The sequence below is a fragment of the Nocardia ninae NBRC 108245 genome, assembly GCF_007990755.1.
Taxonomy (GTDB): Bacteria; Actinomycetota; Actinomycetes; order Mycobacteriales; family Mycobacteriaceae; genus Nocardia; species Nocardia ninae.
Map to the genome: position 1 here is coordinate 1 of NZ_BJXA01000081.1, position 25,776 is coordinate 25,776.

Consider the following 25,776-nt stretch of genomic DNA (forward strand, 5'->3'; position numbering starts at 1 on the left):
AGCGCAGGCCGGTGATCCGCCGCCCGGCGATCCGCGGCTCCACTGCTCGCCTGCGGTTACGCAGGCCGGGCGGCAAGCAGCGCGAAGGCAACGACCTGCCCCGCTGAGGCTGCTGGGTTTTCTTAAGGTCTTGGAAAGCCCGCCCAGGAATGCTCTTGCAGTATGGGCACGCTGGCGATAGGTGGCTTCGGTTTCAGTGGCTGGGGTGTCGGCGGCTTCGGCGTCGCCAGGTTCGGCCTGAAGCGGCTGCTCGGTATCGCGGATTCGGCGGTGACCGAATCCATGCGGCTGTCCACGCGGGCGAGCGGTACGGTCATACCCGGCGGGCGGGCGCGAAAGAGGGTAGCGATGGAGCCGGACGGGTTGGGCGTATTCATGACGCATCGCCCCCGCCTGTTCGCACTCGCCTACCGGATGCTCGGGTCCGCCGGTGAAGCCGAAGACGCCGTGCAGGAGACCTACCTGCGCTGGGACGCCGCCGATCGCAGCCGAATCCGTTCCGCCGAGGCCTGGCTGACCACCGTGCTGGTGAATCAATGCCGGGCCTGGCTGATTTCGGCACGGGCCCGCCGAGAGACCTACGTCGGGCCGTGGCTGCCCGAGCCGGTGGCCACCGAGCGCGGCGAGCTCGGTCCGCTGGAGACCGTCGAAGAGCGCGAGCTGGTTTCCTTCGCGCTGCTCACCGCGCTGGAGCGATTGACTCCGGTCGAGCGAGCGGTGTTCGTGCTGCGCGAGGCGTTCGGTTACGCCCATCGCGAGATCGCCGACATGCTCACCATCACCGAGGGCAACTCGCAGCAGATCTACCGGCGGGCCGGGCTGCGGGTGCGCGCGGGCCGGGCCCGCTTCGATGTGCCGTCCGAGTACGCGGGCGAGCTGATCAAGCGGTTCCTGAAGGCCGCGCGCAACGGCGACATCGAGTCGCTGGAACAGTTGCTCACCGCCGATGTGGTGTCGATCGCGGACGGCGGCGATCAGATCAACGCGGCCCGCAGGCCGATCGTCGGTGCGAACAAGGTCGCGCGGTACCTGGTCGGGTTGTTGCGGTGGGAGGTGCCCGGCATGGAGCTGCTCATCGAGGAGGTCAACGGCGCGCCCGCCGCGGTGGCCCGGGTGAACGGTGCGCCGATGCTCGTTGTCGGAATCGAGCTGGTCGACGGAGCGGTGGCTACGCTGCGGCTGGTCGTCAACCCCGAGAAGCTGGCCTACTTCGCCAAATCCACGGGCGCTGCGCAGTAATTCGCCGGCAGCGTGACGTGCTTCACGCCCGAAAGTTGTCAGCAATGGCGGGGCTGTCCGATCTGAAGGGTGTCGGCCGAACGAAAAGGAGCCACCTCATGACCGGACAGCATCGGATCGTCGTCCTCGGCGCCGGGTACGCGGGACTGGCGGCAGCGGGCCGCCTCGCGAGCAAGGCGCGTGGGGCGCGGATCACCGTCGTCGATGCCCGCACCGACTTCGTCGAACGGGTACGGCTGCACCAGCAGGCCGCCGGGCAACAGATTTCGAGCTGGAGCCTGCGGGAACTGTTGGACAGCAAGAAGATCCACTTCGTGCGCGCTCGCGCGACGGAGATCGATACCGCGAGTAAGCGGGTATTGCTGGATACCGCAACAGTTCTCGACTACGACACCCTCGTCTACGCGCTGGGCAGTACCGCGGACCGGGCCAGTGTTCCCGGCCTGGCCGAGCATGCCTACTCGGTGTCGACGCCGGAGGACGCGGGCCGTTTCGAAGCTCCCTCCGGCACTGTTCTTGTCGTCGGTGCCGGTGCCACGGGTATCGAACTGGCCGCGGAACTCGCTGAGTCACGTCCTGATTCGCGCGTGTGCCTGCTCAGCCCGGAGGAACCGGGGGCGTGGTTGTCGCCGCGGGCGTGGAAGCATATTCGCCGTGTGCTCGAGCGGCTCGGCGTCGAGATCCGCTCCGATGCCAAGGTGCTCGAGGTGACCGCGGCCGGAGTGCGGCTGGCCGACGGCACGCTGATCGAGGCCGCCGCGACCGTGTGGACCGCGGGTTTCGCCGTGCCGGATCTGGCGCGGCGATCGGGCCTCTCGGTCGACGGAACGGGACGGGTGCTGGTAGACGCTGCGTTGCGGTCGATCTCGCACCCGGACGTGTACGCGGCGGGTGACAGCGCCGTGATAGCCGGACCCGGCGGGCGCGACCTGCGGATGGCCTGCGCGACCGCGTTGCCCACGGGAAAGTACGCGGCCGATGCGATTGCCGCTCGGCTACGCGGCGCGGAACCGGGGAAGCTGCGGTTCCGGTACGTCGTCCAGTGTCTGAGCCTCGGCCGTCGGGACGGCCTCATCCAGGTGCTGCACGCGGACGACTCGCCTGCACGAACCGTGCTGACCGGGCGGCCGGCGGCGTGGGTGAAAGAGCAGGTCGTTCGTGGTGCGGGATGGGCGGCCCGCCGCTGAATCGCCAACGATTCCGGCGGCTACGGCACTGGCGTCCGATAGCGGATCAGGTTTCGTCAACTTTGGGTTGACGCTGTCGAATCGTCAACCTATCGTTGACGGCATGACGCAGCCATACCGCCTCGACGACCTGATCGACGGCATCAAAAAAGCCCGCCCCGACAATGTGCTCGACCAACTGTCCGACGCCGTGGTCACCGGCAATCACCTCGGCGAACTGGCCGATCATCTGATCGGCCACTTCGTCGACCAGGCCCGCCGCGCCGGCGCCTCGTGGACCGACATCGGCGCCAGCATGGGCGTCACCAAGCAGGCCGCGCAGAAGCGCTTCGTGCCGAAAGGGCCCGGCGGCCTCGGACAAGACGCCCTGATGGATCCGAGCGCGGGCTTCGCCAGGTTCACCGAGCGGGCCCGCGGGGTCATCATTGCCGCGCAGGAAGCCGCACGTACCGCGGGTAACTCGGAGATCAGCACCGCGCACCTGGTGCTCGGCCTGCTGTCCGAGCCCGACGGCATCGGCGCGAAAGAGATTCTCACCAGCGGTATTTCGCTGTCGGCCGTGGGCGAAGCGGTGGCCGCCGCACTGCCCGCCGGTACGGGCGACGTGCCGCCGCTCATCCCGTTCGACGCGGACGCCAAGAAGGCGCTCGAGCTGACCTTCCGCGAGGCACTTCGCCTGGGCCACAACTACGTCGGCACCGAACACATCCTGCTCGCGCTGCTCGAACAGGAGAACGGGGAAGGCCTGCTCACCGGTCTCGGCATGGACAAGACGAAGACCGAGGCCCACATCGTCGAACTCCTCGCCCCGTACATGCCCAAAAAGCAATGAGACGACGGTGGGCGGCCGGATGTACGCCGCCTGAAAGCCGCCGAGCTACGCCCGCCCGCGCAGGCCGCCACCCCAACGGGGCCATTGCGCTTGGGGTTTCGGCTCGGCAACCAACGGGTCGCGATCGATATCGGTGACGTACAGCGGAAGGCGCGGGGCCAGTTCCGCCAGTAGTTCCAACGCTTTACCGCCCTGCGCGGCTCGGTACTCGGGCATCGTCAGCCCGACCAATTGCAGGAATCGCATGCTGCCGTGCGGGGTTTCGATGGTGCCGAGCTCCGGGTCGACGGTGAAGCCGACGGCGCGGATGCCGGAGTTCGGTCGGTCGGCGGCGATCGGGCCGTTCGCTTTGATGGTGTGTCCGGGCTCGAACCACTTGCCGGACTGGAAGACATAGCGGGCGAGATTCTGCAGGAAGTTCGCGGGCCACACCGGCGGCTCGGTATCGGCGGGCTTGCGCACCAGCCGGAAGGTGAACTCGAACCCCCAGCCGGACTTCTCGGGGTTGTCCCACTCCTTCTCGTACAGCTCGGTCATGCCGTAACTGACGTAGTGCCAGTGCGGTACCGGTTCGGTGCGTGAGTACGCGCTGATCCCGTCGAGCGGGTCGGGACCGCCGAGCGACCAGCGGTGATCGGTGGCCCAATGGAAAGGTTCGATATCGCCGTACAACGGCCGCAGTGCGCCGTCGATGGCATTCCAGCCGGGTGCTTCACTCACCCCGCCACCATAAGGGGAACCGCCGCCGTCGTCGGCGGCCCGCGCGCGGACTCGGTCTCGAGCAAATGGTCGCCTGAGCCGGATGCCGTTGGCAGGCAGCCGATCAGGCGTCCGGCACGTTGCGCTCGAGCTCATCCAGCCAGGCCGCGGCCGACGCGTCGCTCGGCGCCCGCCAGTCACCGCGCGGGGACAGCGAGCCACCGGAGCCGACCTTCGGCGCGTTGGGCAGCGTCGAGCGTTTGAACTGGCTGGTCTGCACGAACCGGCGCAGGAACTCCGCGAGCCACCGCTTGATCGTGGCCAGCTCGTAGGCGTTGCGCTGGTCTGCGGGGATCAGATCAGGCCAGCGGCCGCGGTTCGGGTCGGCCCACGCGTGCCTGGCCAAATAGGCGATGCGGCTGGGGCGGTAGCCGAAGCGGAGCAGGTAGTAGAGGTGGAAATCCTGGAGCTCGTACGGACCGACGGTGGCTTCGGAGCTCTGACTCGGCGCCGCGGTGGTCGGGTCAGCGTTGTCGGGCACCAACTCCGGCGAGATCTCGGTCTGCAAAATCGAGGTGAGTACCTCGCCCGCCGCGGGCCCGAACTGCCCGGTCTCGACCGACCAGGCGATCAGATATTTGATCAGCGTCTTGGGGACCGAGGCGTTCACGCTGTAGTGCGCCATGTGGTCGCCGACGCCGAAAGTGCACCAGCCAAGGGCGAGTTCGCTCAGATCGCCGGTGCCGACGACGAGCGCGCCGTGCTGGTTCGCCAGCCGGAACAGGTGCGAGGTGCGCTCGCCCGCCTGCACGTTCTCGTAGGTGATGTCGTACTGCGGCACGCCGTCGGCGGCCGGATGGCCGAGGTCGCGCAGCATCTGCGTCGCCGACGGACGGATATCGATCTCCTGCGCGGTCACGCCGAGCGCGTCCATCAGCCGATGCGCGTCGGTGCGGGTTCGGGTGCTGGTCGCGAAGCCGGGCATGGTGTAGGCCAAGACATTTGCCCGGGGCAGGCCGAGCCGGTCCATGGTCTCGGCCGCGACGATCAACGCCTGGGTGGAGTCCAGCCCGCCGGACACTCCGATGACCACCCGCTCCATCCCGGTGGCGCGCAGCCGGGTGCTCAACCCCTCGACCTGGATGTGCTGCACCTCGGCGCAGCGGTCGTTGCGCACCGCAGGATCGGCCGGAACGTAAGGGAAGCGCTCGATCTCGCGTCGCAGCTCGACGACACCCCCGGGGATCGGCAGCTCCACCTCGACGCGCCGCAGCCGAGCCAGCCGTTCCCGGTGGTCGTGCACATTGTCGGCAAAGCTGCTGGTGCGCAGTCGATCTGCGGCCAGACGGCGCAAATCCAGGTCGGCGGTGACCAATTGCGGATGATCGGCGAACCGGACCCCCTCCGCGAGCAGATCACCGTTCTCGCACACCAGCGCCTGGCCATCCCAGGCCAGGTCGGTCGTCGATTCCCCGTGTCCCGCCGCCGAATACAGGTAGGCGGCCAGGTAGCGCGCCGAATGCGAGGTGCACAGCGCCCTGCGGTAATCGGCCTTGCCGATGACGATATTGCTCGCCGACAGGTTGACCAGCACCGTCGCCCCGGCCAGCGCGGCATAACCGCTGGGCGGCAACGGCACCCAGCCGTCCTCGCAGATCTCCAGATGGAACACGAACCCGTCGAGGTTGTTCGCCACGAACAGCAGGTCGGCGCCGAACGGCACCCGCTGCCCGGCGATCGTGACGTGCGTGTCCAGGTTCTCCCGTGCCGCCGCGAACTGCCGCTTCTCGTAGAACTCCCGATAGTTCGGCAGATAACTCTTCGGCACCGCACCGAGCACCGCGCCGCGGCACACCGCGACGGCGCAGTTGAACAGCCGGCCCTGGGCCCGCACCGGCGCACCGACCACCAGCACCGTGTCGAGGTCGGCGCTCTCGGCGACCACCCGCGCCAGCGCCGCCTGGACGGCGTCGTCCAGCGCGTCCTGGTGGAACAGATCGTCGGCCGTGTAGCAGGACAGGCCGAGCTCCGGGAAAACCGTCAGCACCACCCCGTCGGCTGCCGCTTCCCTGGCCAGCGCCAGGGTCTGCTCGACGTTGTAGGCGGGGTCGGCGACCCGCACCCGGGGCACGGCGACCGCCACCCGGGCGAAATCGTGCCGATAGAGCGACTCGAAGGGCAGTTCACGCACTGCCGTCCCCCTTCGCCGAGGCTGCCGGAAATGATCATGATTCCCCTCCGGAACCTACCCGCCATAGTGGCCCGCTAAGCTATAGCAATGGCGGATGAAACGGATTCCGACCTAATCGCGGGGGAACGACGCGCCGATCTGCTGCGTGCGCTTTCTTATGTGTCCACAGAGTCACAGCCGGACGGCAGCTATGTCGTCAACGGAGATCTTCCCCCCGAGGTGGCGCCCCCATTTATTCGGGCGATCATGCGGGTCGAAGCGGAGTTGTTGTTGCACGATGCCGAGCTCGTCACCGTGGAGGGCGGCGAGCCGAGGTCCCCGGAAGAGCGCAGGACCGACGCGTTCGTGGCCCTGGTGTTGCGGGTCGACGACCGGGCTTAGGCCCGGTGTGGAAAGTTGCGAGCCGAGCGGCGCGGGAGCACCCCGGACCTTGCACTCGGCACCTCCGAGTGCTAGAAATGGCGTTGGCACTCTAAAGCTGTGAGTGCCAGGTCGGGACGGTGAGACCGGGTTCCATCGACACCCTCGGTCGTCCGTCGCGGGCACCGCACCTGGCCAGCGTATTAGGGCGACCCAACCTGCGGTCGTTCCTGTGTGTCAGCCATATACATGTGGAGGATCTCAACGCAATGGCCAAGACAATTGCGTACGACGAAGAGGCCCGGCGCGGCCTCGAGCGGGGTCTGAACGCCCTCGCCGACGCGGTCAAGGTGACGCTGGGGCCGAAGGGTCGCAACGTTGTCCTGGAGAAGAAGTGGGGCGCCCCCACGATCACCAACGATGGTGTTTCCATCGCCAAGGAGATCGAGCTGGAGGACCCGTACGAGAAGATCGGCGCCGAGCTGGTCAAGGAAGTCGCCAAGAAGACGGACGACGTCGCCGGCGACGGCACCACCACCGCCACCGTGCTCGCCCAGGCGCTCGTGCGTGAGGGTCTGCGCAACGTCGCGGCCGGCGCGAACCCGCTCGGTCTGAAGCGTGGCATCGAGAAGGCTGTCGAGGCCGTCACGGCTCGCCTGCTGGAGTCCGCCAAGGAGATCGACACCAAGGAGCAGATCGCTGCTACCGCTGGTATCTCCGCGGGCGACTCGTCCATCGGTGAGCTGATCGCCGAGGCCATGGACAAGGTCGGCAAGGAAGGTGTCATCACCGTCGAGGAGAGCAACACCTTCGGGCTCCAGCTGGAGCTCACCGAGGGCATGCGCTTCGACAAGGGTTACATCTCGGGTTACTTCGTCACCGACCCGGAGCGTCAGGAAGCGGTCCTCGAGGATCCGTACATCCTGCTGGTCGGCTCGAAGATCTCGACCGTCAAGGACCTGCTGCCGCTGCTGGAGAAGGTCATCCAGGCCGGCAAGCCGCTGCTGATCATCGCCGAGGACGTCGAGGGCGAAGCCCTGTCGACCCTGGTGGTCAACAAGATCCGTGGCACCTTCAAGTCCGTTGCCGTCAAGGCGCCGGGCTTCGGTGACCGCCGCAAGGCGCAGCTCGCCGACATCGCCATCCTCACCGGTGGCGAGGTCATCAGCGAAGAGGTCGGCCTCTCCCTGGAGACCGCCGGTGTCGAGCTGCTCGGCCAGGCGCGCAAGGTTGTCATCACCAAGGACGAGACCACCATCGTCGAGGGCGCGGGCGACGCGGAGGCCATCAAGGGCCGCGTGCAGCAGATCCGTGCCGAGATCGAGAACTCGGACTCGGACTACGACCGTGAGAAGCTGCAGGAGCGTCTGGCCAAGCTGGCCGGCGGTGTTGCGGTGATCAAGGCCGGTGCCGCGACCGAGGTCGAGCTCAAGGAGCGCAAGCACCGCATCGAAGATGCCGTGCGCAACGCCAAGGCCGCCGTCGAAGAGGGCATCGTCGCCGGTGGCGGCGTGGCCCTGCTGCAGTCGGCGCCTGCCCTGGACGACCTGAAGCTCAGCGGTGACGAGGCGACCGGCGCGAACATCGTGCGCGTCGCCCTGTCGGCCCCGCTGAAGCAGATCGCCTTCAACGCCGGCCTCGAGCCGGGCGTTGTCGCCGAGAAGGTTTCCAACCTGCCGGCCGGCCACGGCCTCAACGCCGATTCCGGCGTGTACGAGGACCTGCTTGCCGCCGGTGTCGCCGACCCGGTGAAGGTCACCCGCTCCGCGCTGCAGAACGCGGCGTCCATCGCGGCTCTGTTCCTCACCACTGAGGCCGTCGTCGCCGACAAGCCGGAGAAGTCTTCCGCGCCCGCCGGCGACCCGACCGGTGGCATGGGCGGCATGGACTTCTGAGTCCAGCCACCAGGCAACACCTTTAGAAACCGGAAGCCGGTCCACCCTCGGGTGGACCGGCTTCCGGCGTCTGCGGAGTCCCTTCCGCTTGCTTCCTGATCGACTGTACAGGTTAGGCTAACCTACATTCAAATTGCCTCAGATGCCGTCGACGGCGAGCACGGCGAAGGGCTGTGGGGTACCGGGTCCCATCGGGCCGCCCTTGTCGAATTGTGAAGCGACCACCAGGAGTTGGTCGCCGGTGCGGACCAGCGTGGTGGGGATGCTCAGGGCCGCGTCGGTGATGCGCTGGTCCATCGTCGCGGTGGCGCCGTCGTCGGTCATGGTCCAGCGGGCGATGGCGTTGTCGGTGTTCTGCACCACCCACAGGGTGTTGTCGTGCAATTCGAGCCCGTCGCCGTGGATCAGGTTGCCGCCGTGCAGCGCGACCTTGCGGATCGCGTCCGCGGCGTTCGGCGCGAGGGCGATGCGGAACAGCTCGCCCGTGTCCATGTCGACAACGAACAAGTAGCGGCCGGCGGCGTCGGCCACGATGCCGTTCAGCGTGAAGCCACCGGGCGCGCGCGGCGCGAGAGCCGGGTTCAGATCGAATTGTGTTGTCATTTCGGCACGTCCGCCGTGTGCCGCGACGTGGGCGACCTCAGCTGCGGTGATGCGATAGACGACGCCGCGCACCGAGTCGGTCAGGTAGGCGGTGCCGTCCGGAGTGATGGCGACGTCGTTGACGAAGCGTGCCGCCGGGCCCGGCGCGTCGAACCGGGCGAGCAGGGCGCGGGACGCGGGGTCGTATACGGCGACCCCGGCGGTCGAGTCGGTCACCCATAGTCGTCCCGCCTGGTCGACCTTCAGGCCATTGGCGGTCTTGCGGCCGTCGGCGCCCTCGGGCAGGAAGATCTCGGCCCGCTCGGCTCCCCGTGCGGCCTTGTAGACGGCTCCGGTGCTGTACGAGCCGACGTAGGTGTCGCCGGTGCGCGGGTCGGCGGCGATGCCTTCGGGGTAGGCGCGGTCGCTCGGCAGGGCGTAGGCGGCGGTGATCCGCGCGGCGGGTTCCGCAGTGTTTTCGCTGGTACCGCAGGCCACGGCGGCAGTACAGGACGCCGCGATGGCGATGGTTGCCATGCGGCGGCGCGTTGCGTAGGACATGGTCGCCTCTCATCAGGTCTATCACTCGGATGTAGTCGCATCTGAGAATGAACACGAACATAGATTAGAGTTCTAATGATCGTCAAGAGTCTTAGGTGAGGACGGGCAGATACCATGCGGTCATGACGTCCCTGCCCTCCGCCGAGCGCCTCGGCTCCTACGTGAAGCGCGCCGAGCAGGCGCTGCAAACGGCGAAGAATGCCGCGCTGAAGCCCGCAGGCGTCACCGTCGCGCAGTACGCCGCGCTGCTGTTCCTCGACGAGAACCCCGGCATCTCGGCCGCCGCGCTGGCCCGGCTGTGCGGCGTGACGCCGCCGACGATGAACACGGTGCTGACCAACCTGCAGGACCGCGGGCTCATCGAGCGCACCCCGCACGCCTGGCACAAGAACATCCTGGAAACCCGCCTCACCGAAGCGGGCGCCGCCGTCATGCGGGATGCCGACGCCAGGGCGGTCCGGGTGGAACGCGCGGTGGCAGCCGGATTCACCGACGCCGAACGCGCGACCCTGCAGGACCTATTGACCCGCTGTGCCGACCTTTTCGACTCCGTCCGCCCCGAAACTCCTGCCGCCACCAAGAAGTAGGCAGGAGTTCGGCGTCGAGGGCGACGTAACCAGACGCGTCAGCCCAGCAGAAAAGCCACGAGAAAGCCTGCGGCGGTGGCCATTCCGACCCACCAGCCGCCTTCGCGGTAAGCCTCGGGCATCAGCGAGTCGGCGAGCACCGCGAGGGTCGCGCCGCCCGCGAACGCCTGCACGGTGCTGATGTTGGTCTGGGAAAGATTGTCCGACAACGCATTCCCCAGCACGGTGACCACCACGAGCACCGAACCCGTTGTCGCCCAGAGCCATAGCGGGCCGAGGCGCTGCACCCCGTGCTTGTCGCGCATCAGCGCGGCCCCGCTGATCGCCTCCGGCACATTGCCCACCGCGACGGCGACCAGCAGTGCCAGCCCGCCGCCACCGGCGAGGGTGACGCCGAGCGCGGTGTTCTCCGGAATACCGTCCAGCACCGTGCCGAGCAGTAGTGCCCATCCAATAGCGTTGGCGCCCAACTTGGTTTCGATCAGATGGTTGGCCACCACGTACACCCCCGCGCCGCCGAACAGCGCCACGGCCGCGATCAGCGCGCCCGCCTGATGGAACGCCGGCTCGAAGAGTTCGTTGGAGACCGCGGCGATCATGGTGCCCGCGCCGAACGCCATCAACGACGCGAGCATGGGCTTCGGCAAGGTCCACCGCAGGCCGATCGCGGCGCCGATCACCAGGGGTACGGCGGTGCCGAGCCCGTAGAGCAACGCAGTCAGCATGCGATTCACCCTAATGGGGCACGGTTGTTCGGGGGCGAGGTGCAGGTGGCGGTGCGTCCACCTCGAACTAATCGGCGCGCTATTGCGAAGTACCACTACTTCGCGAAGTTGCCTGTCGGACAGGACGAATCAGGCATAACCAGCGGACCAGTTCGGAAAAAGAATAATTCTACGAATTCCCGTCAAAATCGCGCGCTGCTCGCTCGGCGCCGCGGTATCGACTGGCTCGGCAAACACTCAGTGACAAGAACGCCGTGCGTGCGATTCGCAGACCCGGTGGGGCCGGTCCGCCTTAAAGCGTGCTTGCGTAGCGGGATTCGGTACTGCTCGCAAGGGGTTCGATGAGTGCGTGCCGAGTCGGTAACCAGCCTGCCAACTTTCGGCAAACGCCAGGTCAGTTGCGGGTTGATACCAAGGACCCGATCCATGTCGAGTGCTTCTCGGCCTTCTGTATTGTCTGGCCCAATGTCACAGGATGCGAATACGGGTCGAATGTATGCCGGGCAACCCGTCGAGGACCGGCAACGTCAGCGGCGTGCGCGTTTTCTGGAATCGGGCCTGACGGTCTTCGCGCGCGACGGTTACGCCAATAGTTCGGTCGGCGCCATCTGTAAGGACGCCGGACTCTCCTCGCGACAGTTCTACGAGGAGTTCACCGGGCGCGAGTCTCTACTACTCGAGCTCTACGAGCAGATCGATCGCGAGTCGCGCGACGCGGTCGCCAAGTCATTGGAGAGCAAGGCCGACGCGAGTGCGCTCGAGATCATCGATGCGTCCGTCCGGGCGTACGTCGAGTCCATCGGGTCGGACCCGCGCAAGGCGCGCGTCGCACTGGTCGAGGTGGTCGGTGCGGGCCCGAAGGTGGAGAAGTTCCGGCTCGAACTGCGCCGGGTGTGGGGTTCGCTGCTGGCGGGTGCCGCGGAGGACGCGGCCATGCACGGCGAGATCCCGACCGGCGACTACGAGATGCGGGTGCTCGCCATCATCGGCGCGGTCAACTACGTGGTGGATTCGTGGAGCGGTGCCGACCCGCGCCCGCCGCTCGACGACGTGATCAGGGTGTTGAGCAGGGTGATCATGGGGGCAGTCGGCGCCTGAGCGCCGAGCAGCCGAGGCGCGGCGGCAACGGGGCCGGTAGCGTGCGCGGGATGGAAACGGTTCCGATCCAAATGCCGGACGGCAGTACGGTTCCGGTGCGGCTGATCCCGGCCGCCGGCGCCCATCGACATCCGGTCACCCCGGATGCGCCGCGCCCGGTGCTGGTGATCGTGCCCGGGCTCGGCGTCCCCGGCGGGTACTACGAGTCGTTCGCCGCGAAACTGGCGGCGCGCGGCTTCGACCTGGCGATCGGCGAGCTGCGCGGCAACGGCGACAGCACGCCGAAGCCGAGCGCCGCCAGCGCGTACGGCTACCACGAGCTGGTGTCGGTGGATTTTCCGGCGATCTTCCAGGTGGTGCGCGACCGGTTCCCGGCCAGCACGCCGTATCTGCTCGGGCACAGCATGGGCGGGCAGTTCGCCGTCATGTACGCCGCGCGGATCCGCGGCAGGCTCGGCGGGCTGATCCTGGTCGCCTCCGGGACGCCGTATTACCGTGGCTACCCGGGACTTTCGAGTCCCGGCATCCTGGTCGGCACGGCGGCCGCTTCGCTGACCGCCAATCTGGCCGGTTTCTGGCCGGGGGACCGGATCCCCGCGGGCGGCTTCGGCCGCCAGTCCAAAGTGCTGATCGCGGATTGGGCGCGGCTGGCCCGCACCGGCCGGTTCCAGCCGGTCGGCGCGGACATCGACTACGAGGAGCGGATCTCCCGGCTGAAGCTGCCGGTGCTGTCCATCACCGTCACCGGCGACGACCTCACCCCGCCCGGATCCGCCGAGCACCTGCTGGCCAAGCTGCCCAAGGCCGAGGTGACCACCTGGCATCAGCCGGAATCGTTGGGGCACAACGGCTGGATCCGTGAGAACACCACCACCATCGATCAGATCGAGAAGTGGCTGCGCGATCGTTAGCCGGGCCTGCGGCCGACCTCGCGATGGCGGTCGAACCCGTCGAGCATGGCGTCCAGGCCCACATCGAAGTGGTCGGCCTCCGGCTCCGCGTGCTCCTCGGTGCGCTGCGCGGCGACCGTGGCGATGGCGTGGCTGAGGATGTGGCCGATCGTGTACTCGCGCAGGCAGCGAGTCAGCTGCCGCGCGACGGCCGCCGAAAAGCCCGCGCCCTGCAGGTGTTCCACCATCCAGCTGCCGGTCTCGACGGCCAGGTCGCTGCGCACCGGACGCGTCGCGAAGACCGGCACCGCGTTCGGATGCCTGCGCAGCGTGGACCGCAGCCGGTGCGCGTAGGCGCGCATCAGATCGCGCCAAGGTTCCTGCCACGGTAAGGATTCCATGTCGAGCTCGGCGAACATCGTGTCAGCGATGGCGTCGAACAGCTCCTGCTGATCGGTGAAGTGCCGGTAGGCGGCCATCGGATCGGCGCCGAGCGCGGTGCCGAGTTTGCGCATCGAGAATCCGTCGACACCGGTGCGATCGATGAGATTGAGCGCGACCGCGGCGATATAGTCGCGGTTCAACGCGGTCCGCGTCGTGGGTGCCGGGTTTGCGCGCCGGGTGCGGGTGCGCCGCGCGCGGGGCACCTCGACGGCGTTGTCGGAATCCACGACCAGCTCTCCTCTCGAACCCGGGTCTACGACGTAGACATCAGCTACACCGTAGGCCCAGGCCCTGGGAATCGGTCGTTATCCGCGCCGCTCGATCAGCATCTGCGTGAAGAACTCATAGATCAGCCCGGCTTGGAACGCCGACTGCTTGTTGTCCGCCGCGCCGCCGTGACCACCCTCGATGTTCTCGTGGTACCAGAACTCGTGGCCCTGCTCCTCGAGCAGCGCGGCCATCTTGCGGGCGTGCCCGGGATGCACGCGGTCGTCCCTGGTGGACGTGGTGAGCAGGATCGGCGGGTAGGCCACATCGGCCCGAGCGTTCTGATACGGCGAGTACTTGCTGATGTACTCCCACTCATCGGGCTTGTCCGGGTCCCCGTATTCGGCGATCCACGAGGCGCCCGCCAACAGCAGGTGATAGCGCTTCATGTCCAGCAGCGGCACCTGGCAGACGATGGCGCCGAACAGCTCCGGATAGCGGGTCAGCATCACCCCCATCAGCAGACCGCCATTGCTGCCGCCCACCGCGCCGAGCTGATCGGCGGTCGTGATGCCGCGTGCGACAAGGTCTTTCGCGATCGCGGAGAAGTCCTCGTAGACCTTGTGCCGGTTGGCCTTCTGCACCGAGGTGTGCCACTGCGGGCCGTATTCGCCGCCGCCGCGGATGTTGGTCATCACCCAGGTGCCGCCGCGCTCCAGCCAGCCCATCCCGGACGCGCCGCTGTAGGCGGGCGTGCGCGATACCTCGAAACCGCCGTAGCCGGACATCACCGTCGGGCCGGGGGTTCCTCTGCGGTCGCGATGGCGAATGACGAAGTACGGCACCTGTGTTCCGTCGTCGGAGGTCGCGAAGAACTGCTCGGTCTCGATGCCGTCGGCGTCGAAGAAGCCGGGCTCCTGCTTGAGCTGCTCGGTGGCGCCGCCCACCGAGCTGGTCAGCAGCGTGGCGGGCGTCGTGAATCCGCTTGTGGTGAGCATGAATTCGTCGCCGCCCTCGAGCGGGTCCAGGTTCAGCACGCTGGTGGTGGCCATCGGCGGGGTGTCGGCCAGTGACTCCTTGCGCCAGCCGTCGGTGCCCGGCGTCAGCACGTAGAGCTTGGTCTGCACGTCCTCGAGGGTGATGAGCAGCAGATGGTTCTCGGTCCAGCCGTAACCGTGCAGCGAGGTGTGCGGGCCCGGAGTGAAGATCACCTCGAATTCCCGTCCGCCGGCAAGGAACTTCTCGAAGTTCATGGCCAGCAGCGCGCCCGCGGGATAGGCGGTGGCGCCCACCTCCCACGGCGACTTCAGCCGGACCAGCAGCCAATCCTTGTACCAGGACTCGCTCGCGTCGGAGGGAATCTCCAGATGCCGTAGCGTGCCGTCGTTTTCGAGCAGATAGACCTCTTCGTTGAAGAAGTCGGTGGCGCGGCCGATGAAATGGCGCTCGTAGCCGGGGGTTCGGTCATAGCCCGCCGAGACCGCGACATCGCCGGGCTCGCCCTCGAAGACGGTCACCGCGTCGACCAGCTCGGTGCCGCGCTGCCAGCGCTTGGCGATGCGCGGGTAGCCGGATTCGGTCAGCGAGCCAGGGCCGAAATCCGTGCCGACGTACACCGAATCGATGTCGATCCAGCGCATCTCGGACTTCGCCTCGGGCAGGAAGAAGCCACCGTCGGCCGGGTCGATGAAGGTGCGCGTCGCCATGTCGAACTCGCGCACCACCTTGGCGTCCGCGCCGCCGCGTGACAGGCTGATCAGGGTCCGCGACTGCTCGGGGCGCAGCACAGCAGCCCCGCCCCACACCCAGTTCTCGTCCTCGGCGGCGGCCAGCGCGTCCAGGTCGATCAGCACGTCCCAGTCGGGTGACTCCTTGGCGTACTCGGCGAACGTCGTGCGCCGCCACAGCCCGCGCGGATGCTCGGCGTCGCGCCAGAAGTTGTAGAGCCAGCTGCCGCGCCGGCCCGGGTACGCGATTTTGGTGTCGGTGTCGAGCATGTCGAGAATGCGATGTTCGAGCTCGCTGAACCGGTCCGAGGAGGCGAATCGCTCCACGACCACACTGTTGTGTGCGCGCGCCCAGTCGAGGGCCCGCTCATCGGTCACTTCTTCGAGCCAGAGGTTAGGGTCCGTCACATTCTGCTCAACGCCGCTCATCCCAACATTGTTGCCGAGCGGGTCGGACCAGGTCCCTGGGGTTACCAGAAGTGCGCTACATCCACCACGACCCGTGCTCCGCTACCCGGTCCGTCGAGGGTGAACACCCGCATGGGCAGCCGTCCGCGGATGCCGAGACCGACCGTCGTCTGCCCCTCGAACGAGCCGGCCCAGGCCACCTGACGGAAGGTCTGGTACCCGGCCACATTCACCAGCTCATTGCGGTTCTGCGGCTGGTAGGTCGGTTGGCCCGCCTCGTTGTAAGCGGGCGCGTGCACGACCACATTCAGGAACGCCCCGCCACGCAGCGGCACGGGTGTGCCGGACCCGTCCATCGTCACCCTGTCGACGTAGCCGACGTGATAGCCGGGCGCCGAACCCGCGAGGTCGATGACGAGCCGATCGAAGCATTCGTGCCGACCGGACCGAACGCCGTTGACCGGGCCGGTCGACATCGGAGGGCTCGCTTTATCGAGCGAACCCCACACCAATCCGCAGTAGGAGGGAGTTGCCGCGGCCGGTCCGGGAATGATCCACAGGCCGACGAGAGTCGCGACGGAGGTGAACAACAGAAATATGCGACGCATGCCGCACCGCCTTCAGGCAGTAAGAACGAATTATTCGATGAATCGGGCGAATCGGGCAGAGCGTTACTGCCGCACCGCAGTCGAAAAGGATTCGTGACCTTGGTATATCGGTTCGATACGCGTTCGACACCGCACGCACCTGACGGTGGTCCTGGCACGGGCTCAGTAGGATCGCGAGTTCGACGCTGATCCGACCAGGAGGTTTCTTTGCCGCCGTTTCTCTGGGAGCAGCACTGCTGTTTACCGCTGGTGCCTTCGGCGCGGATCGCGGACCTCGCGCGCTATCCGCTCGGGTCGTATCTGTCGGTGAATGTCGGGTATTCGCCGCATACGACGGAGGATTCGCTGAAGCTGACCCGGCAATATCGCACGGACGCGCTCGCCGACGGTCGATTCCGGTTGGTGCACAGCCACTCCGATATCGGCGACCCGGAAACCATTGCCCTCGCCTTCGATCTGGAGGACTCGGGGCCGCTCGGTGGTGACCTGGACAATGTGGCGCTGTTCTATGAGTACGGCGTCCGTTCGATGCTGCCGACCTACAACAGCGCCAATGCCGCGGGGTGCGGCTGCCTCGATGCCGAGGACACCGGGCTCACTGCCTACGGCCGTGACCTCGTGCGCACGCTCAACGAGGTCGGCATGTTCGTCGACGGCTCGCACTGTTCGGTGCGCACCGGGCTGGATCTGGCTACGCACACGCAGGTGCCGATGATCTACAGCCACTCCAATTTCGCCGCGCTGTGGGCACATCCGCGCAATATCAGCGACGAACAGGCGAAGGCCTGTGCCGCCACCGGTGGCGTGATCGGAATCAATGGGGTGGGTATCTTCTTGGGCCACAACAGGGCTGACGAAGGCGCCGCTCGGATCGAGGCCATGGCGGATCACGTCGAGTACGGCGTGGAGCTGGTCGGCATCGAGCACATCGGGATCGGTTCGGACTATTCGTTCGACGCCGACGACTTCAACGGCATGCTCACCGACCATCCAGAGCTGTATCCCGAGTCGTACACCAAATGGGGCCCACTGCAATGGATTCCGCCAGAGGAGTTGCTCGGCACGGAGCGGGTGCCCGGCCTGGATGAGGTGCTGGCGCGGCGGGGCTTCAGGGCCGCCGATCGAGCGGCAGTGTTCGGCGGCAACTTCTCCCGGGTCGCCGCGCAGGTGTGGCGCGACTAACCCAGGTGCTCGGCGGACACCCGCTTGGGGACGCACATGCGCCAGGCCTCGACGACGAGTTCGGTCAGTTCCGCCTCATCGATGGCGGCCAGCCGCACCCGAACCCAGTTGTACCGCTCGTCCGACGGGCGCGGCATCATGAATTTGTCCGGCTCGGCGGCGACCAGTGCCGCCCGCTCGGCCTTGGGATAGGCGAAGCCCATGCGTGTTTCGTCGGCGGACAGCGCGAGGTAGACGATCCGGCCGATCCGATACTTGACCCGGTCGCGGACCAGCGCCTCGGTGGTTCGCGGCAGGCTCATCGCTATCCGGCGTACGTCGTCAGCTGTCACCATCGGTTCATTATTGCGACGGGGTGCGACAGGTAGGTCGGATCGAACCGCTGGAGACGCCTGTGGCGCGACCGTATCGGCCGCGCCACACCGCTGGTTCATCCGAGACGAACCAGCATCTTGCCTGTGTTGGCACCGGAGAGCACGCCGAGGAACGCGGCAGGCGCCTGCTCGATGCCCTCGTAGACGGTCTCGGTGGTGCGGATCGTCCCGTCGGCCAGCCAGGCGGCTGCCTTGCCGATGTACTCGCCGAAGATCGGGAAGTAACTGTTCACCAGCATGCCGCGCAGCGAAACCTCCCGCGTCGCAGCCTTGTACAGGTCGGGGCCCGGCTCGGCGGTGTCGCCGTTGTAGCCGCTGATCGCGCCGACGAGCGCGATCCGGCCCTTCGGCCGCATGGCCTCGACGGCGACCCGCAGGTGTTCGCCGCCGACACTGTCGAGGTAGACGTCGATGCCCGCCGGCGCGGCCGTGGCGAGCTGACCGGCCAGATCACCTGCCCGATAGTCGATCGCGGCGTCGAAGCCGAATTCGTCCAGCAGCAGCCTGGTCTTGGCGGGCCCACCCGCGGACCCGATCACTTTGGCCGCCCCGAGCGCCTTGGCGATCTGCCCGGCCACACTGCCCACCGCGCCCGCCGCCGCCGAAATGAACACGGTGTCACCGGGTTTCACCGGCGCCACATCGGTCAGTGCGGCGTACGCCGTGAGGCCGGTGGTGCCCAGCGCGCCGAGGTAGTGGTGCGCCGCGGCGAGCGAGGTGTCGATCGGGGTCACCGCAGCCGCGTCGAGCACCGCGTACTCCCGCCAGCCCGCGAAGTGCGACACCGTGCTGCCCACCGCGATACCCGCCGCCTTCGACGCGATCACCTCGCCGACCGCCGAACCCTCCAGTGCCGCAGCCAATTCGAACGGCGCGATGTAGGACGGTCGATCGTCCATCCGTCCCCGCATGTAGGGATCCACCGACATCCAGGTGTTGCGCACCAAGACTTGCCCGTCGGCAAGCTCCTCGATCGGCCGCCGCACCAACGCGAAATTCTGCGCGGTCGGCGCGCCGACCGGCCGCGCCGCCAGCTGAATCTCTCGCGAGATCTGCGGCAGTACGCCCTCGGTGACCGGTCCCTGAGTGGTCTGAATGCTCATCGCTCTGCCTCTACTTCGCTGTCTTCCCGAACCATTCGATCCGGTACCGAGAACGTTATGAGCCGAACCCCCCCACCCCCAGGTCCCGAAACGCCACCCCCCGGTCCAAACGCGACACGTCTGGCGGGGTCAGTTGGTTCGGAGGTGAGTGGGGGAGGTTCCGGCCCAGCGGTGGACGGCCTTGCGGAGGGCGCGGTCGTCGGTGAAGCCGAGGCGGTCGGCGATGGCGGAGGTGGTCAGATGTCCTTCGGCGAGAAGGGTTTTCGCCTGTTCGTAGCGGACCTGGTCGTACTCGGTGCGCCAGGTGGTGCCGTGCTCGGCGAGCTGCCGTTGCAGGGTTCGTGGGCTGACCGCCAGTCGGCGGGCGACGGTGGCCAGCGACGCGTCACCGGCGGCGAGGGCGGCGGCCAGCGCGACGCGGAACGCTTCCAGTGGGCCGGGGATCACGCGGGCGGTGGACAGGACCAGGTCGGCGTGGCTGCGTAGGAGGTCCGCGAGCATCGGGTCGGCGCGGGGCAGTGCGGCGGTGGCGTCCGCGGCGGTGAAGGTGATGGTGTCGGCCGGCGCGTCGAACTCGATGCGGTCGGTGCCGAACGCGTCGAGCAGTGCGTCGTGGTTGTTCGGCGCGGCCCGGCTGAACGCGACACGGGCCGGGATCACCTGCCGTCCGGTGGCTTCACGGGCACGCCGCAGGTAGTAGGCGAGCACATACTCGTTGATCACCGCGGCGACGGCCGGGTCACCCGCGGTGGTGCGGAACCCGACGGTGAGATCGCCGTCGTGCGCGAGGTCGAAACCCTCGGCCGCCGCCGTGACCAACCGGTGGTACGGCTGCGCGGCCCGCAGCGCGTCCGCCAGCGTCGGTCCGTTCGTGACGAGATAGTCCCAGGTGGTCAAGGTCCCGAGCGGCGCGGCAGTGACCACGGCGAGCCCAGCACCCGGCTCCGGCCCGAGCTCAGCGAGCAGCTCCCACAACCGCACCAGCGAGCTCAGCGGAATGCGATTGAGCTCCCCGGCGAGCACTCCGTCGTCGATGCCGTGGATCGCCGAGAGCTGGTCCGCTCCGACACCGGCCCGTCGGGCCGTATCACGGACGAGCCGGATGAGGTGTGTCGAAGCAGTGCCGTCGATAGGCGCCGCACCCCTTGACCGACTCTCCACCACGGCCACACAGTAGCGAGCCGATATGTCCGGTTCCCTACTCGATCGCCCGGGCGAACACCGAACTTTCGCCCAGGTGTGGCCTACGGCGCATTGTTGTGGGGGACCGGTGGGCCAACTCGTAGCGACAGAGTTAGGCTCGGTGTCGTGACTTCCCATTACGACGTTGTCGTTCTCGGTGCCGGTCCTGGCGGTTACGTCGCCGCCATCCGTGCGGCACAGTTAGGCCTCCGTACCGCGATCGTCGAGCAAAAGTACTGGGGCGGTGTGTGCCTGAACGTCGGCTGCATCCCTTCCAAGGCGTTGCTGCGTAACGCAGAGCTGGCGCACATCTTCACCAAGGAAGCCAGGACCTTCGGGATCTCGGGCGAGGTGAGCTTCGACTTCGGCGTGGCGTTCGACCGCAGCCGCAAGGTGGCGGACGGCCGGGTCAAGGGCGTCCACTTCCTGATGAAGAAGAACAAGATCGACGAGTTCGACGGCAAGGGCACCTTCACCGACGCGAACACGCTCTCGGTCGAGCTGTCCAAGGGCGGCACCGAGACCGTCACGTTCGACAACGCGATCATCGCGACCGGCACCGTCACCAAGCTGCTGCCCGGCACGCAGCTCAGCGACAACGTGGTCACCTACGAGGAGCAGATCCTCACCCGCGACCTGCCCGGCTCGATCCTCATCGTCGGCGCGGGCGCGATCGGCATGGAGTTCGGCTACGTCCTGAAGAACTACGGCGTCGATGTGCGCATCGTGGAGTTCCTGGACCGCGCGCTGCCGAACGAGGACGCCGACGTCTCCAAGGAGATCACCAAGCAGTACAAGAAGCTCGGCATCACCATCAGCACCGGTGCCGCCGTGCAGTCGATCGACGACGACGGCGCCAAGGTCACCGTCGCGATCAAGGACAACAAGTCCGGCAACGTGGAGACGGTCACCGTCGACAAGGTGCTGCAGGCCGTCGGCTTCGCGCCCCGCGTCGAGGGCTACGGACTGGAGGCGGCGGGCGTCCAGCTCACCGACCGCGGCGCCATCGCGATCGACGACTACATGCGCACCAACGTGTCGCACATCTACGCCATCGGCGACGTGACCGCCAAGCTGCAACTCGCGCACGTCGCGGAGGCGCAGGGTGTGGTCGCCGCCGAGACCATCGCGGGTGCGGACACCGTCACCCTCGGTGACTACCGGATGATGCCGCGCGCCACCTTCTGCCAGCCGCAGGTCGCCAGCTTCGGCCTGACCGAGCAGCAGGCCCGCGACGAGGGCTACGACGTGAAGGTCGCGACCTTCCCGTTCACCGCCAACGGCAAGGCGCACGGCCTCGGCGATCCGACCGGTTTCGTCAAGCTGGTCGCCGACACCAAGTACGGCGAGCTGCTCGGCGGCCACCTCATCGGCCCGGACGTCTCGGAGCTACTGCCCGAGCTCACCCTGGCGCAGAAGTGGGACCTCACGATCAACGAGCTCACCCGCAACGTGCACACCCACCCCACGCTCAGCGAGGCGCTGCAGGAAGCCTTCCACGGCCTCGCCGGCCACATGATCAACTTCTGATCGACCGCTGATCGCCGACGGTGGCGTCCGGGCCTGAAAGGTCTGGGCGCCACCGTTTTTCGTACCGCAACGGGCCGGTGGTCGGCTCGCCAACGTCGCGCCGGTCTGCTAGACAGCAGGGATGCGGAAGTGGCTCATCGGTGGTGCATTGGTGCTCGTCGTCGTGCTGGCGGCGGCGGTCGGCGGCTATTACCTGATGAATTCGCGGACGTACCAGTTGGCGGGGCGGTTGGTGGATCGGGTCGACACCACCGACAAGGTGGTCGCGTTGACGCTGGACGACGGCCCGACCGACAAAGCGCCCGAGGTGCTGAAAACGCTGGCGGACAACCAGGTTACGGCCACGTTCTATCTGAACGGGCGCGATCTGGCTGCCCACCCGGCGCACGGCAAAGCGATCGCCGAGGCCGGCCACGAGATCGGCAACCACACCTACAACCATCGCCGCATGGTCTTGGTCTCCGCCGACACCGTCCGCGACGAGATCGAACGCACCGACGCCGAGATCGCGAAAACCGGCTACCAGGGCCCCATTACGTTCCGTCCGCCCAACGGCAAGAAGCTGTGGGCGCTGCCGAAATATCTGTCCGACCACGACCGCACCACGGTGACCTGGGATGTCGAGCCCGACTCCGGCGGGAAGCCGAGCGCCGACAAACTCGTCGCCGACACCGTGGCGCAGGTTCGCCCCGGCTCGATCATTCTGCTGCACGTCATGCACGAGTACGCGGCGCCCGCGCTGGCCGCCATCCCGCGCATCGTCGCCGAACTCCGTGCCGCGGGCTACACCTTCGTCACGGTGTCGGATCTGCTGAAGCGCTGATCAGAGCATGCCGTAGGCGTGCGTCGGGGTGAGGATGGCCAAGGCGCGCCGATCGGCGACCATGGCTCGGCGGTAGTCGTCCCAGTCGGGGTGTTCACCGTTCGCGGCGCGGTAGTAGTCGACGAGCGCGTCCACGGTGGCGTCGTGTGGATCTTCGGCGACCGGCGTGACCGAGGCGATGGCCTCGATCACGGCGTAGGCGAAGAAGTCCTCGCGGCTGACGTGGATGGCGGCCCATGGCTCGCGCACCAGGTTGTGGTACTTCGCGCGGTCGGCGGTGATGGAGATGCGAATGAGGCCGTCGCCGCCGATCACGTGCAGCACGTTGGACTGTTGTGGGCGGCCGTTGCGCCGGATCGTGGTGAGGATCGACCTCTGGTGTTTGCGGGCGAAGTCGACTGCTTGGGCGAGTTCCATGGTGCTATTCAACCGCGTGTGATCCAGGTCTCTTCCCAGCGCGCGTAACCGGGATCAATCCCGGTGGTAGCTCTCCTGGGCGGCACGGACCTGCGGCATGCTCTGCTCCACCAGGTGGATCAGCGAGTGGAGCTGCTCGGCGACCTGCGCGCCGAGCTCGGTCAGCGTGTATTCGACGCGCGGTGGGATGGTTTCGTGCACCTCGCGGTGCACCATGCCGTCGCGTTCCAGCGCCTGCAGGGTCTGCGAGAGCATCCGCTCGCTGACGCCGTCGACGCGCCTGCGCAGTGCGCTGAATCGGTACGAGCCGTCACGCAGCGCGACCAGGGCGAGGATGCCCCAGCGGCTGGTCACGTTCTGCAAAACCGGGCGTGACGTGCAATCTTTCGCGAAAACGTCGGCTTCCAGCGTCGGATCGTCCAGATCTGGCGACGATGTGCGCTGCGTACTCATACACCCGATAGTACCTATCTTGACCAAAGTGGTGTATGAATGCATAGTACTTACTAATAGTTAGTGCTTGCTGAACCGTACATACTCTTGGAGGTAGTCATGACCGTTGCCGTCACCGGTGCCAGTGGACAACTGGGCCGTCTCGCCGTACAGGCTTTGCTGCGCGAGGGCACCACCTCGGTGGTCGCGATCGTGCGTGATCCGCAGAAGGTCGCCGACCTCGCCGAACTGGGCGCCGAGGTGCGCCAGGCGAGCTACGACGACGCCGACTCGCTCGATCGTGCGCTCGCCGGGGTCGATCGCGTGCTGCTGGTCTCCGGTAATGAATTCGGCGCCCGAGTGGCGCAGCACACCAACGTCATTCGCGCCGCCGAGCGCGCCGGCGTGCAACTGCTCGCCTACACCAGCATTCCGCGCGCGACGGAGAACCCGCTGATCCTGGCCCAGGAGCACATCGGCACCGAGGCGGTGCTCGCGGCGGCGACTGTCCCGCACGTGATTCTGCGCAACGGCTGGTACTGGGAGAACTACCTCGGCGGGCTCACACACGCGGTCGAGTCCGGTGTGCTGCACGGCGCGGCGGGGGAGGGCCGGGTGGCCGGTGCGGCGCGCGCCGACTACGCGGCGGTGGCCGCGAAGGTGCTCACCACCGACGGGCACGCCGGTCAGGTGTACGAGCTCGGCGGCGACGAACACCTCATGTATGCCGATCTGGCCCAGGTGATTTCGGAGGCGGCCGGTAAGCCGGTGCGCTACGAGAACCTGGCCGAGGCGGACTATGCCGCCGTGCTCGAGCAGGCAGGGCTGCCCGCTGCCTACGCGACGACTCTCGCCGACGCGGACGCCGGCATCGCGACGGGCATCCTCGATGTGCACAGCGGCGACCTGCAGAAGCTGCTGGGCCGGGCGTCAACGCCTGCGGTCGAGGTGTTCCGCGCGGCGCTCGGATAACCGTGCTGTACGGACACTTTCGCGAGCATTGCGCTGAATCGCCGCTCGACTCGGCGAAAGTGTCCGTCCAGGCCGGGGTGCACGGCGGGGTTCCTGATGCGGAACCCCGCCGTCAGCAGCTCACACCCACTGCACGAGCTGCACGATGATCCCGTTCGGATCCCTCATCTGGAAGTAGCGCTCATTCCACTCCTCGGTCTCGATCGGCGTGACGATCGGCACGCCCTCGCCCTGTAGTCGGGCGTACTCCGCGTCGATGTCGTCCACCACGAACACCACGAGCAGTCCCTCGCCCGCGCTGCCCGCCGCGCTGCTCGGCTTGAAGCTCTTCAGTCCGGTGCGCAGGTAGATCACGTTCAACCCGGCATCGGGCCGGTCCAGCGAGACGAATCCGTCGGCCGACATCTTCTCGACGAAGCCGAGGTGGTCGATCAGGAACTTCGCCGAGGCCTGCGGATCGGGAACGTTGAGCGAGATGGCGGAAGCGGTGATATTCATGAGCCCTCCTCGGGATCAATTAACTCTATACTTAGTACGCTATACTTTGTAGAAGAATTTCCGGGCGGCCGCACTATGACCTGCGTCACGCCGATACCATCGGGGCGACCAGGCGAGGAGGCAAGGTGGACGACGGTTCGGCGCAGCGGGGCAGCGAGGGTTCGGAGCAGCGCGTCGGCGATAACGCAGCAGAGCGCACCGGCCAGAACGCGGCAAACCGCACCGGCGGGAAGCCCGTCGATAAATCGCGTCGGGGCAGACAGGACCGCAGCAGCGCAGGCGATCCCGTTCGCACGCTGGAGTTGTTGTGGCGGGTCGCGGGCAGCCAGACGCCGACGCGCGGCCCGAAACAGCGCAGCAGCGTGGACGCCGTGGTCGCCGCCGCCATCGAGATCGCCGACACCGCAGGCATCGACGCGCTCACCATGCGCGCGGTCGCCACCGAATTGGGCCTGACCCCCATGGCCACCTACACCTATGTGCCGGGCAAGGCCGAGCTGATCGACCTGATGGTGGACAAGGTCTACGCCGAGATGGACCGCGCCGACCTGACGGAACTGCCGTGGCGCGACCGGGTCACCGCCATCGCGATGGCGAACCGCGCCATGCTGACGCGCCACCCGTGGGTCGCCTACCTGCCGACCACCCGCCCGCCGCTCGGCCCCGGCATGGCCGCCAAGTACGACTACGAACTGCGCGCGTTCGAGGGCCTCGGCCTGGACGACGTCACGATAGACGCCTCACTCACCTACGTTCTCGGTTTCGTCACCTCGGTGGCCCGCATCGCGATCGACGCCGCACGCGCGGCCGCGGACAGCGCGATGTCGGATCACCAGTGGTGGGAGCGCGCCGCGCCGTTACTGGAGCAGGTCTTCGACCCGCGGCAATACCCGGTCGGCGCCCGCGTCGGAGCGACCGCCGGGATGACTCACGACGCCGCCTACAGCGCCGACCATGCCTTCGACTTCGGCCTCGCCCGGGTCCTCGACGGTTTGGCCACGCTCATCGAAAAGCGCTGAGCGC

General features: G+C 67.4%; 26 protein-coding genes. 13 read left to right on the plus strand and 13 right to left on the minus strand.

Annotation, left to right across the window (positions count from 1 at the left end):
• Positions 1-162 precede the first annotated feature (162 nt).
• The 3 genes from NN4_RS36850 to NN4_RS36860 all read left to right on the plus strand — a co-directional run bounded on the left by NN4_RS36850 (position 163) and on the right by NN4_RS36860 (position 3,258).
• Positions 163-1,239, plus strand: coding sequence for an RNA polymerase sigma-70 factor (locus tag NN4_RS36850; protein ID WP_147140868.1), 1,077 nt, complete (start codon positions 163-165; stop codon positions 1,237-1,239).
• Between the two features lie 98 nt (positions 1,240-1,337).
• A complete protein-coding gene (locus NN4_RS36855) occupies positions 1,338-2,426 on the plus strand; it encodes an NAD(P)/FAD-dependent oxidoreductase (RefSeq protein WP_147140870.1) in 1,089 nt (362 codons plus the stop codon).
• Positions 2,427-2,529: 103 nt separating this feature from the next.
• Positions 2,530-3,258 (plus strand): Clp protease N-terminal domain-containing protein, encoded by a 729-nt coding sequence (locus NN4_RS36860; RefSeq protein WP_147140873.1) that lies wholly within the window; start codon positions 2,530-2,532, stop codon positions 3,256-3,258.
• A 45-nt stretch (positions 3,259-3,303) separates the two neighbouring features.
• Here the strand turns inward: NN4_RS36860 and NN4_RS36865 are convergent, their stop codons facing one another.
• Both NN4_RS36865 and NN4_RS36870 read right to left on the minus strand, forming a co-directional pair.
• Positions 3,304-3,978: a suppressor of fused domain protein gene (locus tag NN4_RS36865; RefSeq protein WP_147140874.1), complete on the minus strand. Its 675-nt coding sequence runs from the start codon at positions 3,976-3,978 to the stop codon at positions 3,304-3,306.
• 103 nt (positions 3,979-4,081) lie between these two features.
• Entirely contained in the window at positions 4,082-6,148 is a 2,067-nt protein-coding gene (locus tag NN4_RS36870) for an NAD(+) synthase (protein WP_147140876.1), read from the minus strand.
• Positions 6,149-6,235: 87 nt separating this feature from the next.
• Between NN4_RS36870 and NN4_RS36875 the strand changes: the two genes are divergently transcribed.
• Both NN4_RS36875 and groL read left to right on the plus strand, forming a co-directional pair.
• Positions 6,236-6,529 carry a hypothetical protein gene (locus tag NN4_RS36875; RefSeq protein ID WP_107659693.1) on the plus strand — a complete coding sequence of 98 codons (294 nt, stop codon included), beginning with the start codon at positions 6,236-6,238 and terminating at the stop codon, positions 6,527-6,529.
• Positions 6,530-6,777: 248 nt separating this feature from the next.
• On the plus strand, positions 6,778-8,403 hold the full coding sequence (groL, locus tag NN4_RS36880) for a chaperonin GroEL (protein WP_147140878.1): 1,626 nt from the start codon (positions 6,778-6,780) through the stop codon (positions 8,401-8,403).
• Between the two features lie 138 nt (positions 8,404-8,541).
• On the opposite strand, the gene NN4_RS36885 is transcribed toward groL, so the two are convergent.
• On the minus strand, positions 8,542-9,546 hold the full coding sequence (locus NN4_RS36885; RefSeq protein WP_147140880.1) for an SMP-30/gluconolactonase/LRE family protein: 1,005 nt from the start codon (positions 9,544-9,546) through the stop codon (positions 8,542-8,544).
• Positions 9,547-9,668: 122 nt separating this feature from the next.
• Between NN4_RS36885 and NN4_RS36890 the strand changes: the two genes are divergently transcribed.
• Positions 9,669-10,133: a MarR family winged helix-turn-helix transcriptional regulator gene (locus NN4_RS36890; protein ID WP_186818813.1), complete on the plus strand. Its 465-nt coding sequence runs from the start codon at positions 9,669-9,671 to the stop codon at positions 10,131-10,133.
• Positions 10,134-10,171: 38 nt separating this feature from the next.
• On the opposite strand, the gene NN4_RS36895 is transcribed toward NN4_RS36890, so the two are convergent.
• A complete protein-coding gene (locus NN4_RS36895; RefSeq protein ID WP_147140883.1) occupies positions 10,172-10,858 on the minus strand; it encodes a ZIP family metal transporter in 687 nt (228 codons plus the stop codon).
• 465 nt (positions 10,859-11,323) lie between these two features.
• Here NN4_RS36895 and NN4_RS36900 point away from each other — a divergent pair, with 465 nt between their 5' ends.
• Together NN4_RS36900 and NN4_RS36905 are read left to right on the plus strand one after the other, a co-directional pair.
• A complete protein-coding gene (locus NN4_RS36900) occupies positions 11,324-11,956 on the plus strand; it encodes a TetR/AcrR family transcriptional regulator (protein WP_228540259.1) in 633 nt (210 codons plus the stop codon).
• A 50-nt stretch (positions 11,957-12,006) separates the two neighbouring features.
• On the plus strand, positions 12,007-12,867 hold the full coding sequence (locus NN4_RS36905) for an alpha/beta hydrolase family protein (RefSeq protein ID WP_147140885.1): 861 nt from the start codon (positions 12,007-12,009) through the stop codon (positions 12,865-12,867).
• On the opposite strand, the gene NN4_RS36910 is transcribed toward NN4_RS36905, so the two are convergent.
• The 3 genes from NN4_RS36910 to NN4_RS36920 form a co-directional block, all read right to left on the minus strand.
• A complete protein-coding gene (locus NN4_RS36910; RefSeq protein WP_147140887.1) occupies positions 12,864-13,517 on the minus strand; it encodes a TetR/AcrR family transcriptional regulator C-terminal domain-containing protein in 654 nt (217 codons plus the stop codon). The two genes, NN4_RS36905 and NN4_RS36910, sit on opposite strands and share 4 nt — an antisense overlap.
• 78 nt (positions 13,518-13,595) lie before the next feature.
• Positions 13,596-15,653 (minus strand): prolyl oligopeptidase family serine peptidase, encoded by a 2,058-nt coding sequence (locus NN4_RS36915; protein WP_147140889.1) that lies wholly within the window; start codon positions 15,651-15,653, stop codon positions 13,596-13,598.
• Between the two features lie 41 nt (positions 15,654-15,694).
• Complete coding sequence (locus NN4_RS36920) at positions 15,695-16,240, minus strand: AMIN-like domain-containing (lipo)protein (protein ID WP_147140891.1); 546 nt, start codon at positions 16,238-16,240, stop codon at positions 15,695-15,697.
• Between the two features lie 207 nt (positions 16,241-16,447).
• Here NN4_RS36920 and NN4_RS36925 point away from each other — a divergent pair, with 207 nt between their 5' ends.
• Complete coding sequence (locus tag NN4_RS36925) at positions 16,448-17,422, plus strand: dipeptidase (RefSeq protein WP_147140893.1); 975 nt, start codon at positions 16,448-16,450, stop codon at positions 17,420-17,422.
• Here the strand turns inward: NN4_RS36925 and NN4_RS36930 are convergent.
• The 3 genes from NN4_RS36930 to NN4_RS36940 all read right to left on the minus strand — a co-directional run bounded on the left by NN4_RS36930 (position 17,419) and on the right by NN4_RS36940 (position 20,063).
• A complete protein-coding gene (locus NN4_RS36930) occupies positions 17,419-17,757 on the minus strand; it encodes an MmcQ/YjbR family DNA-binding protein (RefSeq protein ID WP_147140895.1) in 339 nt (112 codons plus the stop codon). The genes NN4_RS36925 and NN4_RS36930 overlap by 4 nt on opposite strands.
• A 95-nt stretch (positions 17,758-17,852) precedes the next feature.
• A complete protein-coding gene (locus tag NN4_RS36935; RefSeq protein WP_147140897.1) occupies positions 17,853-18,899 on the minus strand; it encodes an NADP-dependent oxidoreductase in 1,047 nt (348 codons plus the stop codon).
• Between the two features lie 129 nt (positions 18,900-19,028).
• Complete coding sequence (locus NN4_RS36940; protein ID WP_246181286.1) at positions 19,029-20,063, minus strand: AraC family transcriptional regulator; 1,035 nt, start codon at positions 20,061-20,063, stop codon at positions 19,029-19,031.
• A 144-nt stretch (positions 20,064-20,207) separates the two neighbouring features.
• Between NN4_RS36940 and lpdA the strand changes: the two genes are divergently transcribed.
• Positions 20,208-21,611 carry a dihydrolipoyl dehydrogenase gene (gene lpdA, locus NN4_RS36945; protein WP_147140900.1) on the plus strand — a complete coding sequence of 468 codons (1,404 nt, stop codon included), beginning with the start codon at positions 20,208-20,210 and terminating at the stop codon, positions 21,609-21,611.
• Positions 21,612-21,732: 121 nt separating this feature from the next.
• Positions 21,733-22,434, plus strand: a complete 702-nt coding sequence (locus NN4_RS36950) for a polysaccharide deacetylase family protein (RefSeq protein WP_147140902.1) — start codon at positions 21,733-21,735, stop codon at positions 22,432-22,434.
• Here NN4_RS36950 and NN4_RS36955 read toward each other — a convergent pair whose 3' ends face one another.
• Together NN4_RS36955 and NN4_RS36960 are read right to left on the minus strand one after the other, a co-directional pair.
• Positions 22,435-22,851 (minus strand): PPOX class F420-dependent oxidoreductase, encoded by a 417-nt coding sequence (locus NN4_RS36955; protein ID WP_107659679.1) that lies wholly within the window; start codon positions 22,849-22,851, stop codon positions 22,435-22,437. It lies immediately after the preceding gene.
• A 54-nt stretch (positions 22,852-22,905) separates the two neighbouring features.
• Positions 22,906-23,304 (minus strand): winged helix-turn-helix transcriptional regulator, encoded by a 399-nt coding sequence (locus tag NN4_RS36960; RefSeq protein WP_147140904.1) that lies wholly within the window; start codon positions 23,302-23,304, stop codon positions 22,906-22,908.
• A 99-nt stretch (positions 23,305-23,403) separates the two neighbouring features.
• Here NN4_RS36960 and NN4_RS36965 point away from each other — a divergent pair, with 99 nt between their 5' ends.
• Positions 23,404-24,255, plus strand: coding sequence for an SDR family oxidoreductase (locus NN4_RS36965; protein WP_147140907.1), 852 nt, complete (start codon positions 23,404-23,406; stop codon positions 24,253-24,255).
• Positions 24,256-24,375: 120 nt separating this feature from the next.
• On the opposite strand, the gene NN4_RS36970 is transcribed toward NN4_RS36965, so the two are convergent.
• Positions 24,376-24,753: a VOC family protein gene (locus NN4_RS36970; RefSeq protein WP_147140909.1), complete on the minus strand. Its 378-nt coding sequence runs from the start codon at positions 24,751-24,753 to the stop codon at positions 24,376-24,378.
• A gap of 296 nt (positions 24,754-25,049) precedes the next feature.
• Here NN4_RS36970 and NN4_RS36975 point away from each other — a divergent pair, with 296 nt between their 5' ends.
• A complete protein-coding gene (locus NN4_RS36975; RefSeq protein ID WP_147140930.1) occupies positions 25,050-25,772 on the plus strand; it encodes a TetR/AcrR family transcriptional regulator in 723 nt (240 codons plus the stop codon).
• The last annotated feature ends 4 nt before the right edge of the window (positions 25,773-25,776 follow it).

What these genes read in the sequence shown, in the direction of transcription:
- NN4_RS36850 (WP_147140868.1), top strand. Translation starts at nt 163, where the DNA reads ATGGGCACGCTGGCGATAGGTGGCTTCGGTTTCAGTGGCTGGGGTGTC.
- NN4_RS36855 (WP_147140870.1), top strand. Translation starts at nt 1,338, where the DNA reads ATGACCGGACAGCATCGGATCGTCGTCCTCGGCGCCGGGTACGCGGGA.
- NN4_RS36860 (WP_147140873.1), top strand. Translation starts at nt 2,530, where the DNA reads ATGACGCAGCCATACCGCCTCGACGACCTGATCGACGGCATCAAAAAA.
- NN4_RS36875 (WP_107659693.1), top strand. Translation starts at nt 6,236, where the DNA reads ATGGCGGATGAAACGGATTCCGACCTAATCGCGGGGGAACGACGCGCC.
- groL (WP_147140878.1), top strand. Translation starts at nt 6,778, where the DNA reads ATGGCCAAGACAATTGCGTACGACGAAGAGGCCCGGCGCGGCCTCGAG.
- NN4_RS36885 (WP_147140880.1), bottom strand. Translation starts at nt 9,546, where the DNA reads ATGTCCTACGCAACGCGCCGCCGCATGGCAACCATCGCCATCGCGGCG.
- NN4_RS36890 (WP_186818813.1), top strand. Translation starts at nt 9,669, where the DNA reads ATGACGTCCCTGCCCTCCGCCGAGCGCCTCGGCTCCTACGTGAAGCGC.
- NN4_RS36895 (WP_147140883.1), bottom strand. Translation starts at nt 10,858, where the DNA reads ATGCTGACTGCGTTGCTCTACGGGCTCGGCACCGCCGTACCCCTGGTG.
- NN4_RS36900 (WP_228540259.1), top strand. Translation starts at nt 11,324, where the DNA reads ATGTCACAGGATGCGAATACGGGTCGAATGTATGCCGGGCAACCCGTC.
- NN4_RS36905 (WP_147140885.1), top strand. Translation starts at nt 12,007, where the DNA reads ATGGAAACGGTTCCGATCCAAATGCCGGACGGCAGTACGGTTCCGGTG.
- NN4_RS36915 (WP_147140889.1), bottom strand. Translation starts at nt 15,653, where the DNA reads ATGAGCGGCGTTGAGCAGAATGTGACGGACCCTAACCTCTGGCTCGAA.
- NN4_RS36920 (WP_147140891.1), bottom strand. Translation starts at nt 16,240, where the DNA reads ATGCGTCGCATATTTCTGTTGTTCACCTCCGTCGCGACTCTCGTCGGC.
- NN4_RS36930 (WP_147140895.1), bottom strand. Translation starts at nt 17,757, where the DNA reads ATGGTGACAGCTGACGACGTACGCCGGATAGCGATGAGCCTGCCGCGA.
- NN4_RS36935 (WP_147140897.1), bottom strand. Translation starts at nt 18,899, where the DNA reads ATGAGCATTCAGACCACTCAGGGACCGGTCACCGAGGGCGTACTGCCG.
- NN4_RS36950 (WP_147140902.1), top strand. Translation starts at nt 21,733, where the DNA reads ATGCGGAAGTGGCTCATCGGTGGTGCATTGGTGCTCGTCGTCGTGCTG.
- NN4_RS36955 (WP_107659679.1), bottom strand. Translation starts at nt 22,851, where the DNA reads ATGGAACTCGCCCAAGCAGTCGACTTCGCCCGCAAACACCAGAGGTCG.
- NN4_RS36960 (WP_147140904.1), bottom strand. Translation starts at nt 23,304, where the DNA reads ATGAGTACGCAGCGCACATCGTCGCCAGATCTGGACGATCCGACGCTG.
- NN4_RS36965 (WP_147140907.1), top strand. Translation starts at nt 23,404, where the DNA reads ATGACCGTTGCCGTCACCGGTGCCAGTGGACAACTGGGCCGTCTCGCC.
- NN4_RS36970 (WP_147140909.1), bottom strand. Translation starts at nt 24,753, where the DNA reads ATGAATATCACCGCTTCCGCCATCTCGCTCAACGTTCCCGATCCGCAG.